11 protein-coding genes and 1 pseudogene are annotated in these 15,788 nt (G+C 64.2%); 9 read left to right on the top strand and 3 right to left on the bottom strand.

Annotated features, from left to right (window positions below; all coding sequences use genetic code 11):
• Positions 1–16 precede the first annotated feature (16 nt).
• Positions 17–1,012, top strand: coding sequence for a DUF4917 family protein (locus HAQ05_RS02010; RefSeq protein WP_190416918.1), 996 nt, complete (start codon positions 17–19; stop codon positions 1,010–1,012).
• A 17-nt stretch (positions 1,013–1,029) separates the two neighbouring features.
• Here HAQ05_RS02010 and HAQ05_RS02005 read toward each other — a convergent pair whose 3' ends face one another.
• Positions 1,030–2,232 carry a class I SAM-dependent methyltransferase gene (locus tag HAQ05_RS02005; protein WP_190416917.1) on the bottom strand — a complete coding sequence of 401 codons (1,203 nt, stop codon included), beginning with the start codon at positions 2,230–2,232 and terminating at the stop codon, positions 1,030–1,032.
• 202 nt (positions 2,233–2,434) lie between these two features.
• Here HAQ05_RS02005 and bglX point away from each other — a divergent pair, with 202 nt between their 5' ends.
• From bglX to HAQ05_RS01980, 5 genes are all read left to right on the top strand, one after another.
• Positions 2,435–4,726 carry a beta-glucosidase BglX gene (gene bglX / locus HAQ05_RS02000; protein WP_190416916.1) on the top strand — a complete coding sequence of 764 codons (2,292 nt, stop codon included), beginning with the start codon at positions 2,435–2,437 and terminating at the stop codon, positions 4,724–4,726.
• Between the two features lie 85 nt (positions 4,727–4,811).
• Positions 4,812–6,557 (top strand): sensor histidine kinase, encoded by a 1,746-nt coding sequence (locus HAQ05_RS01995; RefSeq protein ID WP_190416915.1) that lies wholly within the window; start codon positions 4,812–4,814, stop codon positions 6,555–6,557.
• On the top strand, positions 6,554–7,879 hold the full coding sequence (locus tag HAQ05_RS01990) for a sigma-54-dependent transcriptional regulator (RefSeq protein ID WP_190416914.1): 1,326 nt from the start codon (positions 6,554–6,556) through the stop codon (positions 7,877–7,879). Before HAQ05_RS01995 ends, HAQ05_RS01990 begins: the two co-directional genes overlap by 4 nt.
• A 165-nt stretch (positions 7,880–8,044) precedes the next feature.
• On the top strand, positions 8,045–9,364 hold the full coding sequence (locus HAQ05_RS01985) for an MFS transporter (RefSeq protein ID WP_190416913.1): 1,320 nt from the start codon (positions 8,045–8,047) through the stop codon (positions 9,362–9,364).
• A gap of 105 nt (positions 9,365–9,469) precedes the next feature.
• Complete coding sequence (locus HAQ05_RS01980; RefSeq protein ID WP_190416912.1) at positions 9,470–9,949, top strand: MgtC/SapB family protein; 480 nt, start codon at positions 9,470–9,472, stop codon at positions 9,947–9,949.
• 42 nt (positions 9,950–9,991) lie between these two features.
• On the opposite strand, the gene HAQ05_RS01975 is transcribed toward HAQ05_RS01980, so the two are convergent.
• Positions 9,992–10,576 carry an acyl carrier protein phosphodiesterase gene (locus HAQ05_RS01975; RefSeq protein ID WP_190416911.1) on the bottom strand — a complete coding sequence of 195 codons (585 nt, stop codon included), beginning with the start codon at positions 10,574–10,576 and terminating at the stop codon, positions 9,992–9,994.
• Between the two features lie 135 nt (positions 10,577–10,711).
• Between HAQ05_RS01975 and HAQ05_RS01970 the strand changes: the two genes are divergently transcribed.
• The 3 genes from HAQ05_RS01970 to HAQ05_RS01960 are packed head-to-tail and all read left to right on the top strand — an operon-like array spanning position 10,712 to position 13,258.
• The gene (locus HAQ05_RS01970) at positions 10,712–11,014 is read left to right on the top strand and encodes an ArsR/SmtB family transcription factor (RefSeq protein WP_190416910.1); all 303 of its coding nucleotides are present in this window, start codon (positions 10,712–10,714) and stop codon (positions 11,012–11,014) included.
• A 13-nt stretch (positions 11,015–11,027) separates the two neighbouring features.
• A complete protein-coding gene (locus HAQ05_RS01965; protein ID WP_190416909.1) occupies positions 11,028–12,194 on the top strand; it encodes an MFS transporter in 1,167 nt (388 codons plus the stop codon).
• 14 nt (positions 12,195–12,208) lie between these two features.
• Positions 12,209–13,258: an alkene reductase gene (locus tag HAQ05_RS01960; protein WP_190416908.1), complete on the top strand. Its 1,050-nt coding sequence runs from the start codon at positions 12,209–12,211 to the stop codon at positions 13,256–13,258.
• A gap of 90 nt (positions 13,259–13,348) precedes the next feature.
• Here HAQ05_RS01960 and HAQ05_RS01955 read toward each other — a convergent pair.
• Positions 13,349–15,282 (bottom strand): annotated as a pseudogene (locus HAQ05_RS01955) (pyrroloquinoline quinone-dependent dehydrogenase).
• Between the last annotated feature and the right edge of the window lie 506 nt (positions 15,283–15,788).

The following is a 15,788-nucleotide window of genomic DNA, read 5'->3' as shown; positions in this document are numbered from 1 at the left end:
TGAAGAACCCGTACCAATGGCTACCTCCGACCTGAACGCTACCCTCCCCACCTGGGCCGCGCTTGCCGAGGCCCAGGCCTGCACCGGGCTGCTGCTAGGCAACGGCGCCAGCCGCGCGGTGTGGCGCACCTTCAATTACCCGTCGTTGTTCGAGCGCGCGCAACAGGTGCGCAACCGGCCGCTGGCGCAAACCGACCTGGCGCTGTTCAAGGCATTGGGTACCGAGAGCTTCACCCAGGTGCTGGTTGCTCTGGGCAACACGGCACGGGTCAACGCCGCGCTCACCATCTCGTCCACCGCGCCGCTGAACCGCTACTACTCCATCAAGGAAGCGCTGATCCATGCCGTGCGTAGCCTGCACATTACGTGGCAGCAGCTAAACCCGGCGAACCTCGCGGCGATCAACCGCGCGCTGCGCCACTACCGTACCGTGTACAGCAGCAACTACGACCTGCTATGCCATTGGGCGGTATGGCACAACATGGCCGGCTTCGATGATCTGATGGACCCGGACGATGGCTTCGACGCGCGCCGGCTGGCCAGCAGCGCCACCCGCGTGCTGTACCTGCACGGCGGCCTGCACCTGGTGCGCAACCGCGACGGCAGCACCCGCCAGCGCGCCGCCGGTGGCAGCGAGTTGCTCGACGGCTTCGCCATCAACACCCCCGGTGACGTTCCGCTGTTGGTGAACGAAGGGCACAGCGAAGACAAGCTGCGCACCATCGGCCAGAACGCCTACTTGAGCGCCGCGCTGCAACAACTGGCAACACACCGCGGGGCTCTGTGCGTGTTCGGCCACCAGTTGGGCACACAGGACGCCCACCTTGTTCACGCCGTGCGCAGCGCCCGGCCGGAACGGATCGCGGTGTCGATATTCCCCCTCAGCGACGCCTGGGTGATCAGCCAGAAGGCCCACTACCGGAGCCTGCTGGGCGATGTGGCGGCGCTGTCGTTCTTCGATGCGACCAGCCACCCCTTGGGGGCGCCTGGCTTGTTGCATAGGCCGGGCTAGCCGGGGGCGCCACGCCATTAAACCCTTGCATCGCCCTTCAACAGCGCTTCAAGGCAATGGTGCTGGATGCCATAAAAGGCTTTGAGCGCCTGGATTTTTTCCAGCAATGCCGCCGGGTCGCGCGGTTGGGCGCGTTTGATCGCGAGAATCATCTTGTTTTTGCTGGTATGTTCCAGCGAGATGAACTCAAACACCTTGGTGTCGTAGCCGCACACCTCCAGGTACAACGCCCGCAGCGCGTCGGTGGCCATTTCCGCCTGCTGGCCCATGTGCAGGCCGTATTGCAACATCGGGCCGAGCACTTCCGGGCTGTGCATCTGCGGGCGCAGCTCTTTGTGGCAACAGGGCGAGCACAGAATGATCGCCGCGCCGGTGCGGATGCCGGTATGGATAGCATGGTCGGTGGCGGTGTCGCAGGCATGCAAGGCAATCATCACATCCAAGTGCGCCGGCACCACCGAGCGCACGTCGCCGCATTCAAAGCGCAACCCGGGCCGCTCTAGCACCTGGGTGGCCTCGTTGCACAATCGGACCATGTCTGGGCGAAGCTCCACGCCAGTCACCTGCGCTTCACGGCCAAGGCCGTGGGCCAGGTGGTCGTGCACGGCAAAGGTCAGGTAACCCTTGCCAGAGCCGAAGTCCGCCACGCTGAGAGTGCCGGCATCACGCAGCGGGCTGGTGGCCAACGCATGGTCGAACACCTCGATGAATTTATTGATTTGCTTCCATTTGCGCGACATGGCCGGGATCAACTGGCCGTTGCGGTCGGTGACCCCCAACGCCGCCAGAAACGGCCGCTCCAGCGCCAGGTAGCGGTGCTTTTCCCGATCATGGGCTTGAACGGCGGCCTGGGCCGGCTGCGCCGCAGCCGCGCGGTGCAGCATCGGCTTGCCCTTTTTGGTGTATTCGAGCTGCAACGTTTCGCCGGTGGTGGCCAAGTGCGCATTGCGAAACTCGCCCGGCAAATATCCGGCGATGGCCTCCAGCGCCTGTTCCGGCGGCAGGTGCCGGGTAAGGTCGCGGGTGGTATAGCGCAGCACCAAGCCCAGGCGCGGCTGGCCCTTGATCTGCAGGGGCTTGACGGTAATGCGCTGCAGCTCCGGGGTTTGCCCCACAGGGCGGGCCAGCACCAGCTTCACCAACTGGCCCGCCTGAACGCTCTGGCTCAGCGCTTCAAGGAATCGCTCGCGCGCATCAAGGTCGGTGTGTACAGCGGGCATGGCAAGCAAAGCCTCACAAACGGCGCGCAATACGCGGAATTGAAAAGCGCCATTCTAATGCCTACATCCTGTTCCGTCGCGGCTCTGTTCACTGGATATACGCCCGGCGATGGGTTAAAAGAGGCCAGCTTTCACACAAGAACAGGCGCGCCAACGCGCCGCTTGACGATTCAGCAGTACGTTACCGGGGAAACCGCCACACATGAACAAGCTGTATCTGCTGGGCCTGGCCGCGAGCCTGGCCTTGAATACGTCCTTTGCGGGCACCTACACGCCACCGGCCCAAGGCAAGGACGCGTTCATCGACAGCCTGATGTCGCGTATGACCCTGTCGGAAAAAATCGGCCAGTTGCGTTTGATCAGCATCGGCCCGGAAATGACCCTGGCGCAAATCCAGAACGAATTGGCCGCCGGGCACATTGGCGCCACGTTCAACTCGGTGGTGCCCTGGGATAACCGCGCCATGCAAGACGCTGCCTTGCGCAGCCGCCTGCAGATCCCGATGTTTTTCGCCTACGACGTGATCCACGGCCAGCGCACGATGTTCCCGATCAGCCTGGGCCTGGCCGCCAGTTGGGACGTTGCCGCCGTGGCCCGGGTGGGCCGGGTGGCGGGCAGTGAAGCGAGCGCCGACAGCCTCGACATGACCTACGGGCCGATGGTCGACATCGCCCGCGACCCACGCTGGGGCCGCACCAGCGAAGGCTTCGGCGAAGACACCTACCTGGTTTCGCGCATGGGCGAAGCGATGGTTCATGGCTTTCAGGGCGAGGACGTCAGCCATGCCGATAGCATCATGTCGATCGTCAAGCACTTCGCCCTGTATGGCGCCGTAGAAGGCGGCCGCGACTACAACGTGGTCGATATGAGCCCACAGCGCATGTACAACGATTACCTGCCGCCGTACCACGCCGCGCTGAAGGCCGGTGCCGGCGGGGTGATGGTGGCGTTGAACTCGATCAATGGCGTGCCGGCCACCTCCAACACCTGGCTGATGCAAGACCTGCTACGCAAAACCTGGGGTTTCAAGGGCCTGACCGTAAGCGACCACGGGGCGATCCTGGAATTGATCAAGCATGGTGTAGCCGTCGATGCCAATGACGCGGCGCGCCAGGCGATCAAGGCCGGCATCGACCAGAGCATGAACGACCAGGCCTATGGCGTAGCCCTGCCAGCGCTGATCAAGGCCGGCAAGGTGCCGCAGGGCGAGGTCGACAGCGCTGTGCGCGAAGTGCTTTCGACCAAGTGGGACCTGGGCCTGTTTGCCGACCCGTACCGGCGCATCGGCAAGCCCGAAAACGACCCGGCCGACATCAACGCCGAAAATCGCCTTCACCGTGAGGCCGCCCGTGACGTGGCGCGCCGCACCTTGGTGCTGTTGAAAAACGCCAACCACGTATTGCCGCTGAAAAAACAAGGCACCCTGGCGGTGATCGGCCCCCTGGGCGATTCCCACACCGACATGCTCGGCAGTTGGTCCGCCGCCGGCCTGCCGCGGCAAACCGTGACGTTGCTCGATGGCATCCGCACGGCGGTGGGCGACCAGGCCAAGGTCCTCTATGCCCGCGGTGCCAACATCACCGATGACCGCAACAGCATCGTGTTTCTGAACAACATCATCCTTGACCATACCGAAGTGCAGCCGGACCCGCGCACTGCGCAAGAAATGATCGACGAAGCGCTGAAAGTGGCTGCCAGCGCCGATGTGATCATCGCCGCGGTGGGCGAGTCGCGCGGTATGAGCCACGAATCGGCCAGCCGCACCTCGCTGGCCATCCCCAACACCCAGCGGCAACTGATCACGGCCCTGCGCGCCACCGGCAAGCCGTTGGTGCTGGTGCTGATGAACGGCCGGCCGCTGTCGCTGGAGCGGGAAAACCAACAGGCCGATGCGCTGCTGGAAACCTGGTTCGCCGGCACCGAAGGGGGCAATGCCATCGCCGACGTGCTGTTCGGTGACTACAACCCGTCGGGCAAGCTGCCGATCACCTTCCCGCGCTCGGTGGGGCAAATACCGATGTACTACAACCACCCCACCATCGGCCGGCCGGTGGAGCCGGGTAAACCCGGCAACTATCGGTCACAGTACTTCGACGCCGACACCTCGCCGCTGTACCCCTTTGGGTATGGGCTGAGCTATACCCAGTTCAGCGTGTCGGGCGTGGCCCTTTCCAGTACCACCCTGAAGGGTGGCGGCACGCTGGACGCCAGCGTGATGGTAAGCAATACCGGCACGCTGGCCGGGGAAACCACGGTGCAACTGTACCTGCACGACAAAACGGCCTCCATGGCGCGGCCGATCAAGGAGCTCAAGGGCTTCCAGAAAATCTTGCTGCAGCCGGGCGAGCAACGGCAGGTGCACTTCACGGTGGATGAGAACATGCTTAAGTTCTACAACCAGCAACTGCAACACGTGGCTGAACCCGGCGAATTCGATGTACAGATCGGCCTGGATTCGCAGGACGTGCAGCAAGCCTCGTTCAATTTGTTGTAGCACCGGGTTATCGCGAGCCTTTCCGGGCCCTGTGCCGTTCGTGATAGGGTGGCGCCACCTTGCCTCCTGACACTCGCCTTCGGCCATGGCCTCTACTTATAAAAAACTGCGCCTAAGCGCCATCGTACTGTCGATCATGGTCGGTACGGTGGCCGTCGCTGGCCTTGCGATGCGCCACAGCGCGCACCAAGCGTTATTGGAGGATTCGCGGCTGTCCGAGCAGCGCTTGAACCTCTATGGCAACAACCTCACCACGTTGATCGAACGCTACCGTGCCCTGCCGGCGGTATTGGCGTTGGACCCTGACCTGATCGACGCCTTGGGTGCGCCGATAGCCAGCGAACGGCAATTGGCGCTCAACCTGAAGCTGGAAAAGATCAACGGCGCGGCACAGTCCTCTACCTTGGAGCTGCTCGACCGCGACGGCCTTGCCGTGGCGGCCAGCAATTGGCGCACCGAGTACAGCTATGTAGGCCACAACTACGCCTTTAGGCCGTACTTCCAGCAAACCCTGACCCAGGGCAGCGGGCGCTTTTATGCGGTGGGGGTCACCAGCGGCATACCGGGGTATTTTTTGTCCAGCGCCGTGGTGGATGAGCATGGCCGGTTCCTCGGCGCCATCGTGGTCAAGCTCGAATTCCCGCAACTGGAACGACAGTGGCGCCAGGACCGCGACATTCTGTTGGTCAGCGACGCCCGCGGGGTGATTTTCCTGGCCAGCGACCCGCGCTGGCGCTACCGCCTGCTGCGCCCCCTGGACGGCGGCGCGCGCGCGGCCTTGGCCAGCACCCGCCAGTACGATCGCCAACCGCTTGCACCGCTGGGCCTGCAACCGTTGCAAAAGCTGGCCGCCAATAGCCAACTGGCGCGCATCGACGCCGCCGAGTACCTGTGGGAATCGATGCCGCTGCCGGCCGAGGGCTGGACGTTGCACCTACTGCGGCCTTGGCAGGATGACCCGGCGCGCCAGCGCAACGCGGCATTGGGCGCGGCCAGCGCGTGGCTGTGTTTGGTCTTTGGCGTGCTTTACGGGTACCAGCGCCTGCGCCTGGCACGGGTGCGGCGCCAGCACCAGCGCGAGCTCGAATACCTGGTGGATGCACGCACCCGCGAGCTGCGCACCGCCCAGCAAGGGCTAGTGCACGCCGCGCGGCTGGCGGCGCTGGGGCAAATGGCAGCCACACTCGCCCACGAGCTCAACCAACCGCTGACCACCCAGCGCATGCAATTGGCCAGCCTGCGCCTGTTGCTGGACCAAGGCCGCTTCGATGAAGCCCGGGCGGCCCTGGGGCCATTCGAGCACATGGTGCAGCGGATGAACGCCCTCACCCAGCACCTTAAAACCTTCGCCCGCAAGAGCCCGCAAGGGGTGCGCGAACACCTCGACCTGGCCCACGTGGTGGAACAGGCCGTGCAACTGCTGGCCGGCCGGCTCAAGCAAGAGCATGTAACCTGCACCTTGGCGCTGGCGCGCCCGGCCCCGGTCAGTGGCGACCCGATCCGCTTGGAGCAAGTGCTGATCAACCTACTGCGCAACGCGTTGGATGCCATGGCTGCCAGCACGGTGCGGCAACTGCGGGTGACCCTGGTAGGCGACGCCGGGTATTGGCGGTTACAGGTGTGCGACAGCGGCGGCGGCATCGCCGAGCAGCACCTGGCGCGACTGTTCGACCCATTCTTCACCACCAAGCCGGCCGGTGAAGGCCTGGGCCTGGGCCTGGCGATATCGGCGCAAATCGCCCAGGAGCACGGCGGCCGGCTAGAGGCTGATAACCAAGGGGCCGGCGCCTGCTTTACCCTGACCCTACCTATCGCCGAGGAGGCCCCATGACCCAGCACGTGTGTGTGATCGACGACGAAGCCAGCATCCGTGAGGCAATCGAGCAATTCCTTGGGCTGTGTGGTTTTACCGTGCAAACCTTCGAGCGCGCTGACGTTTGCCTGGCCCAGTTACCGACCGACTACCCGGGGGTAGTCGTCACCGATGTGCGTATGCCAGGCATGGACGGCATGGCGTTGTTGGCCGAACTGCAAGCGCGCGACCCCGGCCTGCCGGTGATCCTGTTGACCGGCCATGGTGACGTGCCGATGGCGGTGGCGGCCATACGCAGTGGCGCTTATGATTTCATCGAAAAACCTTTCGACCCCGAGCAACTCACCCGCGCCCTGCACCGCGCGCTGGAAAAACGCACCCTGGTCCTGGAAAACCGCCAACTGCACCAGCGCGCCGACCAACACAGCGCGCTACAGGCACGCTTGCTTGGGGTGTCGCCTGCGCTTGGCGAACTGCGCCAGCGCCTGCTGGCCATGGCCGGGTTGCCGGTCAATGTGCTGATTCGCGGCGAAACCGGCGCCGGTAAAGAATTGGTCGCACGCTGTTTGCACGACTTCAGCCCGCGGGCCAAAGGGCCTTTCGTGGCGCTGAACTGCGCGGCCATTCCCGAAGCCCTCTTCGAGGCCGAGCTGTTCGGCCACGAAGCCGGGGCGTTCACCGGTGCCCACGGCAAACGTGTAGGCAAACTGGAGTTCGCCAGCGGCGGCACGTTGTTTCTTGACGAAATCGAAAGCCTGCCGCTGGCGCATCAGGCCAAGCTGCTGCGCGTGCTGCAAGAGCGGCACATCGAACGGCTGGGCGCAAACCAGAGCATAGAGGTCAACCTGCGCATCGTCGCCGCCACCAAACCTGACCTGCTCGACGAAGCACGCGCCGGGCGCTTTCGCGAAGACTTGGTATACCGCCTGAACGTGGCGGAACTGCAACTGCCGCCCCTGCGCCAGCGTCGTGAAGACATCCCCTTGCTGTTCGAGCACTTCGCCCGCCACGCCGCCGAGGGCGCCGGGCTTACCAGCGCGCCACTGGGCCCCCTGCAGTTGGCGGCGTTGCTGGCCCACGATTGGCCGGGCAATGTGCGGGAGCTGGCCAACGCCGCCCAGCGCCATGCCCTGGGCCTGGGCGCCGTGGCACCGGCCGCCGTCGAGGGTGGCTCGCTAGCCGCCCAGGCCGAAGCCTTCGAGGCCCATTGCCTGCGCGCGGCGCTCAGCCGCCACAAGGGCGAGATCAAAGCGGTGATGCACGAATTGCAACTGCCGCGGCGCACCCTGAACGAAAAGATGCAGCGCCATGGCTTGGCCCGCGAAGCGTTTCTGGCCTGATCGGCAAAAAACCGCTCACCCGCCGAAAGCAAATAAGCGGGTTTCCGCTCAAAAATAAATAAAAATTGTTCAAATTCAATTAGATAACTATTGGCACGGCCCCTGCAATCACCTGGACCACCTGCGCCTGTGCGCCCGGTACAACAACAAGATAAGGTCTACGTGATGAACTCGATTAGCTCCTCCGCCGCGGCGCCGGCTGCCTCGGCACCCGTCAAAACCGCACGCTCGCGTTTGAAATCCATCTTCAGTGGTTCGGTCGGCAACCTGGTCGAATGGTACGACTGGTACGTCTATGCCGCGTTTTCCCTGTACTTCTCAACAGTGTTCTTCCCCAAGGGCGACCAAACCGCGCAATTGCTCAACACCGCCGCTATTTTTGCGGTGGGCTTCTTGATGCGGCCGATCGGCGGCTGGCTGATGGGCCTTTATGCCGACAAAAAGGGCCGCAAGGCCGCTTTGCTGGCCTCGGTACTGTTGATGTGCTTCGGGTCGCTGGTGATCGCCCTCACCCCCGGTTACGACACCATCGGCGTGGCGGCACCGGTATTGCTGGTGGTCGCGCGGCTGCTGCAGGGGCTGTCGGTGGGCGGTGAATACGGCACGTCGGCCACCTATTTAAGCGAAATGGCCGACCAGAATAACCGTGGCTTCTGGTCCAGCTTCCAGTACGTCACGTTGATCAGCGGCCAACTCCTGGCCCTGGCGGTACTGATCGTGCTGCAACAAACCCTCACCGAGGAACAACTGTACGCCTGGGGCTGGCGCGTGCCGTTCGTGATTGGTGCGATCTGCGCGGTCGTGGCACTGTACTTGCGCCGTGGCATGGAAGAAACCGAGTCGTTTACCAAAGCCTCGGCAAAACGCAAAGAGAGCAGCTTCAAGGCCCTCATGCGCCACCCGCGGGAACTGGCCACGGTGGTGGGCCTGACCATGGGCGGCACCCTGGCGTTCTACACCTACACCACCTACATGCAGAAGTACCTGGTCAACAGCGTGGGCATGAGTAAGGCCGACTCGACCCTGATCTCGGCGGCCACCTTGTTCCTGTTCATGTGCCTGCAACCGGTGGTGGGGGCGTTGTCCGATCGCATCGGCCGCCGCCCAATCCTGATCGCCTTCGGTGTACTGGGCACCCTGTTCACCTACCCGATCCTCAATGCGCTCAATTCGGTGACCAGCCTGTGGGGCGCGTTTTGGCTGATCATGGCGGCGCTGGTGATCGTCAGCGGTTACACCTCGATCAACGCGGTGGTCAAGGCGGAGTTGTTCCCGGCCGAGATCCGCGCCCTGGGGGTTGGCTTGCCCTACGCCTTGACCGTGTCGATCTTCGGCGGCACCGCTGAACTGCTGGCATTGCAGCTCAAGAAGGCGGGCTTCGAAAGCGGCTATTACTGGTATGTGACCGCCTGCATCGCGGTGTCGCTGTTGGTGTACGTATGCATGAAAGACACCCGCAGCCATTCACGAATCGAAACCGACTGATCGTTGAGCCAACGCGTTCGCGCGGCCAAACGCTGTTTGCGCGCAACCGCACTGCGCGCCTTGGCAGTGGTCCATGGAACAGGACTGTGACAATGGGCCACTGCCATGCAAGACATTGGGGCACGTATCCTCGCCATTCTGGCGCAGGAATTCGCCGACATTGCCGATATAGAAGCGCTCACCCGCATCGTTAGCCGGTTGCTGCTGGCGCTCCTGCTCGGGGGCTTGCTAGGGCTTCAGCGCGAACACAGCGGCAAGGCGGCCGGCCTTAGAACCCACATGCTGGTGTGTACGGGCGCTGCGTTGTTCATACTGGCCCCGCAAATGAGCGGGGCCGGCCAGGACGCGCTCAGCCGTACTATCCAAGGGGTGGTGGCCGGGATCGGTTTTCTCGGTGCCGGGACCATTCTCAAGGGCAGTGAACTGGATACCCAACGGGTCAAGGGCCTCACCACCGCAGCCGGGCTGTGGATGACGGCCGCTATCGGCGTGGCGGTGGGCATGGGCCGGGAAGCCACGGCGGTGGTCGCTACGGTATTGGCCTGGCTGGTGCTGGCCGCCGTGCCCAGGGTACTGGAGCGCTAAGCCGCCGCTGGCGCCGCAGCGGTTTGCGTGAGCGTGTGTACCTCACACTGGCCGAGCGTGTTGCTCCGCGGCAAAGGCCTGCACTTGCGGGTAAAAGGCGCGAAAGTGTTCGAGCAAGGCGCCGTATAGCGGGGCCAGTTCATCCATCACGCCATCCAGCACACCCGGCCGCGACAAGCGCCGCCCGATGCCGGCGAACACCGCCTGCAAGGTGTCGAAATCGCGGTAAGCGCCCAGCCAATCATCGGCCGCCATGCGCGGGGCGATCAACGCCAGGCGCTCGGGCAAATCCGGGGTGGCACGCAGCACTCGGTACACTTCGGCGGTAAAGCGCCCCAGGGGCATGGCCGCATAGTCTTGCCAGTGGGCCGCCAGGCAATGGTCGAAAAACACATCGAGCACGATCCCGGCATAACGCCGGCGCGCTGGGGTAAACCGCGCCAACGCCGCGCGCACCACCGGGTGTTGGTCGGTGTAGCTGTCGATGTGCCGGTGCAGGCGGATCGCCGCTTCCAACTGCGGTGCAAAACGCCCGTCCAAGGGGCCCTTGACGAAGTCGCCATACAGGCTGCCCAACAATTGCTGCGGCGCGCTGCCGCCCAGGTGCAGATGTGCGAGGTAATTCATGGCCATAAGCGTACACGCGATGGCGGGCTTGCGCAGTATCACCGGCATTGATAACCACCATGCCTGGCAGGCATTGGTATATCGGCCAAGCCCGATCTAAATTTCGTCCCAACCCGATATAACTGGCCCGCGACAATGCCCGACCCTTTCGATGCCATTTTCAAAGCCCTGGCCCACCCCTTGCGCCGCGAAATCCTCGCCTGGCTCAAAGACCCGGCGGGTAATTTTCCCGAGCAAAGCCACTCCTATGAGCACGGCATCTGCGCCGGGCAGATCGACCAACGCTGCGGGGTAGCGCAGTCTACGGTGTCGGCGCACCTGGCCACGCTGCAGCGCGCTGGGTTGGTCACCAGCCATAAGGTCGGGCAATGGCATCTTTTCAAACGCGACGAAGCGGCGCTCGCGCAGTTTCTCGACCAACTGAGCCGCAGGCTCTGATAAGGACCTTTCCATGCCGCTTTCCCTACTCATCCTGGCGCTGAGTGCGTTCGCCATCGGCACCACCGAGTTCGTCATCATGGGCCTGTTGCCGGAGGTCGCCGGCGACCTTCACGTCAGCATTCCCGGTGCCGGTTGGCTGGTGACCGGCTACGCGCTGGGGGTGGCCATCGGCGCGCCGTTCATGGCCTTGGCCACTGCCCGGCTGCCGCGCAAAAAAGCGCTGGTGGTGTTGATGGGCGTGTTCATCCTCGGCAACCTGCTGTGTGCGGTGGCCGCCGATTACAACCTGCTGATGCTGGCACGGGTGGTCACTGCTTTGTGCCATGGGGCGTTCTTCGGCATCGGTTCGGTGGTAGCCGCCAACCTGGTGGCGCCGAACAAACGCGCGTCGGCGGTGGCCCTGATGTTCACCGGCCTCACCCTGGCCAATGTGCTCGGTGTGCCGCTGGGTACCGCCTTGGGCCAAGCCGCCGGCTGGCGCTCGACCTTCTGGGGCGTCACCCTGATCGGCGTGGTCGCCTTCATCGGCCTGGTGCGCTACCTGCCCAACCGCACCGATGAAGCAAAGCTCGACCTGGCCACAGAACTGGGCGCCCTCAAAGGCGCTGCGATCTGGCTGTCGCTGGGCATGACGGTGTTGTTCGCCGCTTCGATGTTCACCCTGTTCACTTACCTGGCGCCGTTGCTTGGGGACGTCACGGGCGTGTCGCCACGGGGCGTCACCTGGACCTTGCTGTTGATCGGCGTGGGCCTGACCCTGGGCAATATCGTCGGCGGCAAGCTGGCCGACTGGCGCTTGGGGGCCACCTTGATGCTGGTGTTCGCGGCCATGGCAGTGGTGTCCAGCGCCCTGGCCTGGACCAGCCACGCCTTGCTGCCCACCGAAATCACCCTGTTCCTTTGGGCCACCGCCGCCTTCGCTGCCGTGCCGGCCCTGCAGGTGAACGTGGTCAGTGCCGGCAAGGCCGCGCCGAACCTGGTATCCACCCTGAACATCAGCGCCTTCAACGTTGGCAATGCCCTCGGCGCCTGGGTAGGCGGCGCGGTGATCGGCCGTGGCCTGGGGCTGACCTCGGTACCGTTGGCCGCGGGCGCCCTTGCCGTGCTCGCCTTGATCCTTACGTTCATCACCTTCAGCCGGGGCAGCGATGCTGGCCTGGCACCCGCCACTCACTGACAGAGGCTGCAAACATGACGACGATTTTCGACCCGATCACATTGGGTGCGCTCGAACTGCCGAACCGCATCATCATGGCACCGCTTACCCGCTGCCGTGCCGACGCAGGCCGGGTGCCCAATGCGATGATGGCCGAGTATTACGTACAGCGCGCCAGCGCCGGCTTGATCCTCTCCGAAGCGACTTCAGTCACCCCCATGGGCGTGGGCTACCCCGACACCCCGGGCATTTGGTCTGACGCTCAAATACGCGGCTGGGCCAACGTGACCAAGGCGGTACATGCCGCCGGTGGGCGCATCTTCCTGCAATTGTGGCATGTGGGCCGCATCTCCCACCCCAGCTACCTCGCTGGCGAGCTGCCCGTAGCGCCCAGCGCCATCCGGCCCGCCGGCCACGTGAGCCTGGTGCGCCCGATCAGCGAGTACCCCACCCCGCGCGCCCTGGAGAGCGGTGAAATCCCCGACGTGATCGAGGCCTACCGCCAGGGCGCGGAAAACGCCAAGGCCGCTGGTTTCGATGGTGTCGAAATCCACGGCGCCAATGGTTATTTGCTCGACCAGTTCCTGCAAAGCAGCACCAACCAGCGCACAGACGCATACGGCGGCTCGCTGGAAAACCGCGCGCGGCTGATGCTGGAAGTGACCGATGCGGTGATCGGCGTATGGGGCGCGGGCCGCGTCGGCATGCACCTGGCGCCGCGGGCGGACTCCCACGACATGGGCGACGCCAACCGCCTGGAAACCTTCAGCTATGTGGCCCGTGAACTGGGCAAACGTGGCATTGCCTTTATTTGCTCCCGCGAACACGAGGCCGACGACAGCATCGGCCCGCAGCTTAAGCAAGCGTTCGGCGGGCCGTACATCATGAACGAACGCTTTACCAAGGCCAGCGCCAACGCTGCCCTGCAACGCGGCGTGGCCGATGCCGTTGCCTTCGGCGTACCGTTCATTGCCAACCCCGACCTGCCGGCCCGCCTGGCGGCAGATGCGCCGCTGAATGAGGCGGATACCAGCACCTTCTATAGCAAAGGGCCGAAGGGGTATATCGACTACCCTCGGCTGTGAATAAAAACGAACCCGGCCATGGCCGGGTTCGTTCTTTTAACGCCAAGCGCTAAGCGCTCGGGGGGCCGGGCCCGACCGCGTTGCCGCGCCTCATTGGCCCTGCTTGCCGTCCAGCGTATAGGCCACCACGTAATCCCCGGTTGTGGTACCCAGCCCGCCATGCCCGCCGGCGGCGATCACCACGTACTGCTGGCCACCCACGGCATAAGACAACGGCGTGGCCTGGCCGCCGGCCGGCAGGCGGGCCCGCCATACCACGTCACCATTGCGCTCGTCGATGGCGCGCAGGTAGTTGTCGGCGGTGGCGCCCATGAACACCAGCCCGCCGCGGGTAACGATGTTGCCGCCTATGTTGAAAATACCGGTGTTGAACGGCAGGTTGGTGTGGGTGCCGAGCGGGCCGGTGTCGCGGTGGTACCGATCGGGTGTTGCCAGGCGATGCTGCGAGTTTTAAGGTCGATCGCGGTGAGCGTACCCCACGGCGGCGAGTTGCACGGTACGCCTACCGCGTTCAGCCACGGATGCACGGTGGCCACAAAGGGCGTGCCGTACTGCGGCGTATAAGGCGAGGTGTTCGGCGGTTGCTCGCCCTTGCCGTCCCAACTGGGCAGTTTGCCGGCTTGCTCCACCGGTTCGCGCGGCAGCATCTGCACGATGAAGGGAATGTAGTTGGCATTGGCGATCACCAGTTTGTTCGCCGGGTCGATCGAGGCGCCCATCCAGTCGATCACACCGTCGGAGGCTGGGTACACGATGGTGGTTTTAAGGCCCGGCGGGGTGAATTGGCCACGGTAGTTGAATGACTTGAACTGGATGCGGCACAGCAGTTGGTCGAAGGGGGTGGCGCCCCACAGGTGGTTCTCGGTCAAGTCCGCCGGGGTGACCGATGGCAGGCCTGTGGAGTAAGGCTGGGTCGGCGCGCTGTAATCGCCGGCGACGGCCCCCTGCGGCACCGGTTTTTCCTCGACCTTGGCAATAGGCGTGCCGGTACGCCGGTCGAGCATGAAGAACTCCCCACGCTTGTTGGTTTGCACCAGCGCCGGCACGGTCTGGCCGGCGTTGGCCGGGTCGGGTACGTCTACCCGCGACGGGCCGATGGACAAGTCCATGTCCCACAGGTCATGGTGGGTGGTCTGGAAGTGCCAACGCTCTTCGCCGGTGCTGATGTCCAGCGCCACCACGGCACTGGAATATTCTTCATCGAACGGCCGGCGGTGGCCACCGTAGTAGTCGGGCGTGGCGTTGCCCATCGGCAGGTAAACCAGGTTCAAGGCCGGGTCCGCGGTGTACACGCCCCACGCGTTAGGGGTGCCGCGGGTCAGCTCTTCGCCCGGGCCGGGCTTGAAGTTGTGTGGGGTGTGGCCGACATCCCAGGCCCATTCGATGGCGCCGGTGATGGGGTTGAAGGCGCGTATCGCGCCACTCGGCTCATGCTCGGCCTGGTTGTCCCATACCCAACCACCGAGGATCACCCGGTCGTGGACCACTAGCGGTGGCGAGGTCACGAAGTGAAAGCCCTTTTGTACATGGCCCAGGTATTGGGTAAGTGAAATGAACCCGTGCTCGCCGAAGTCTTCGCACGGCTTGCCGGTGTCAGCATTGAGCGCCATTACGCGGGCGTCCAGCACCGGGGCGATGATCCGTTTGGGGCAGTCGGTGGCGACGTTCGCCGGCGCCTCATAATAGGCAACGCCCCGGCAGGCCAGGTACACATCGGCGTCGGTATCGGCCTTGGGGTTGAAACTCCATTTCTTCTGCCCGGTCTTGGCGTCAAAGGCCACCACCCAGCTATGGCCGGTGCAGACGTACAAGGTATCGCCGACCTTGGTCGGGGTGTCTTCGAAGTTGAACTCGTGGCCGGCATCGGTGCCGCCCTGGTCTTCCCCAGGGCGCATGGTGTCGCCGGTTTGTGCCTGCCAGGCGACCTTGAGCTGCGCCACATTGCCCGGATTGATCTGCGCCAGCGGGGAATAGCGCTCGCCCTTGGGCGTGCGCCCATAGAACGTCCAATCTTCGTCGGCCACATCCGCGTCTGCCGGCGCTGCCGCGCCATTGGCCAGGGCCGCCTCGCCCTGAACCCCCGGCGCCTGGAACAACGAGGCCGCGCCGACCACGATGGCCAGCACAACGGCAGTTGCGCCTTGCTGTATGCTCCCAGCGGCCCCACCCGCCGCACCACCCAGGGCAGCAGCAAGTAAATGCCCAGGCAGGTCGGGATCAGCAAGCGTGGCTCCAACTCCCAGCCGCGCAAGCCCACCTCATACAGCGCCCATAACACCGTGCCAGCCAGCACCAAGGCGTAAAGGTTAAGGCTCCAACGCCGCCCCCGGCTCAAGGCCAAGCCGCTGACCAGCGTGCCAGCCCCGGCAAGCAGGTAATACGGGCTGCCGCCCAGTATCAGTAAATAAAGGCCACCGGCACCTAGGGCCAAGCCGGCGAGGGCTATCAGATACCCGGTGATCCGGGGTGGGCGAGAAGGTAAACCGGCCACGGTATAGGCGCTCCAGTTAGAGAAAGGAAAGGTGTGACA

Origin of the sequence: Pseudomonas typographi (assembly GCF_014694385.1) — a bacterium.
In the GTDB taxonomy this organism is placed as follows: Bacteria; Pseudomonadota; Gammaproteobacteria; order Pseudomonadales; family Pseudomonadaceae; genus Aquipseudomonas; species Aquipseudomonas typographi.
Note: the sequence above shows the minus strand (reverse complement) of the source record. Positions and strands in the feature narration are given on the sequence as shown.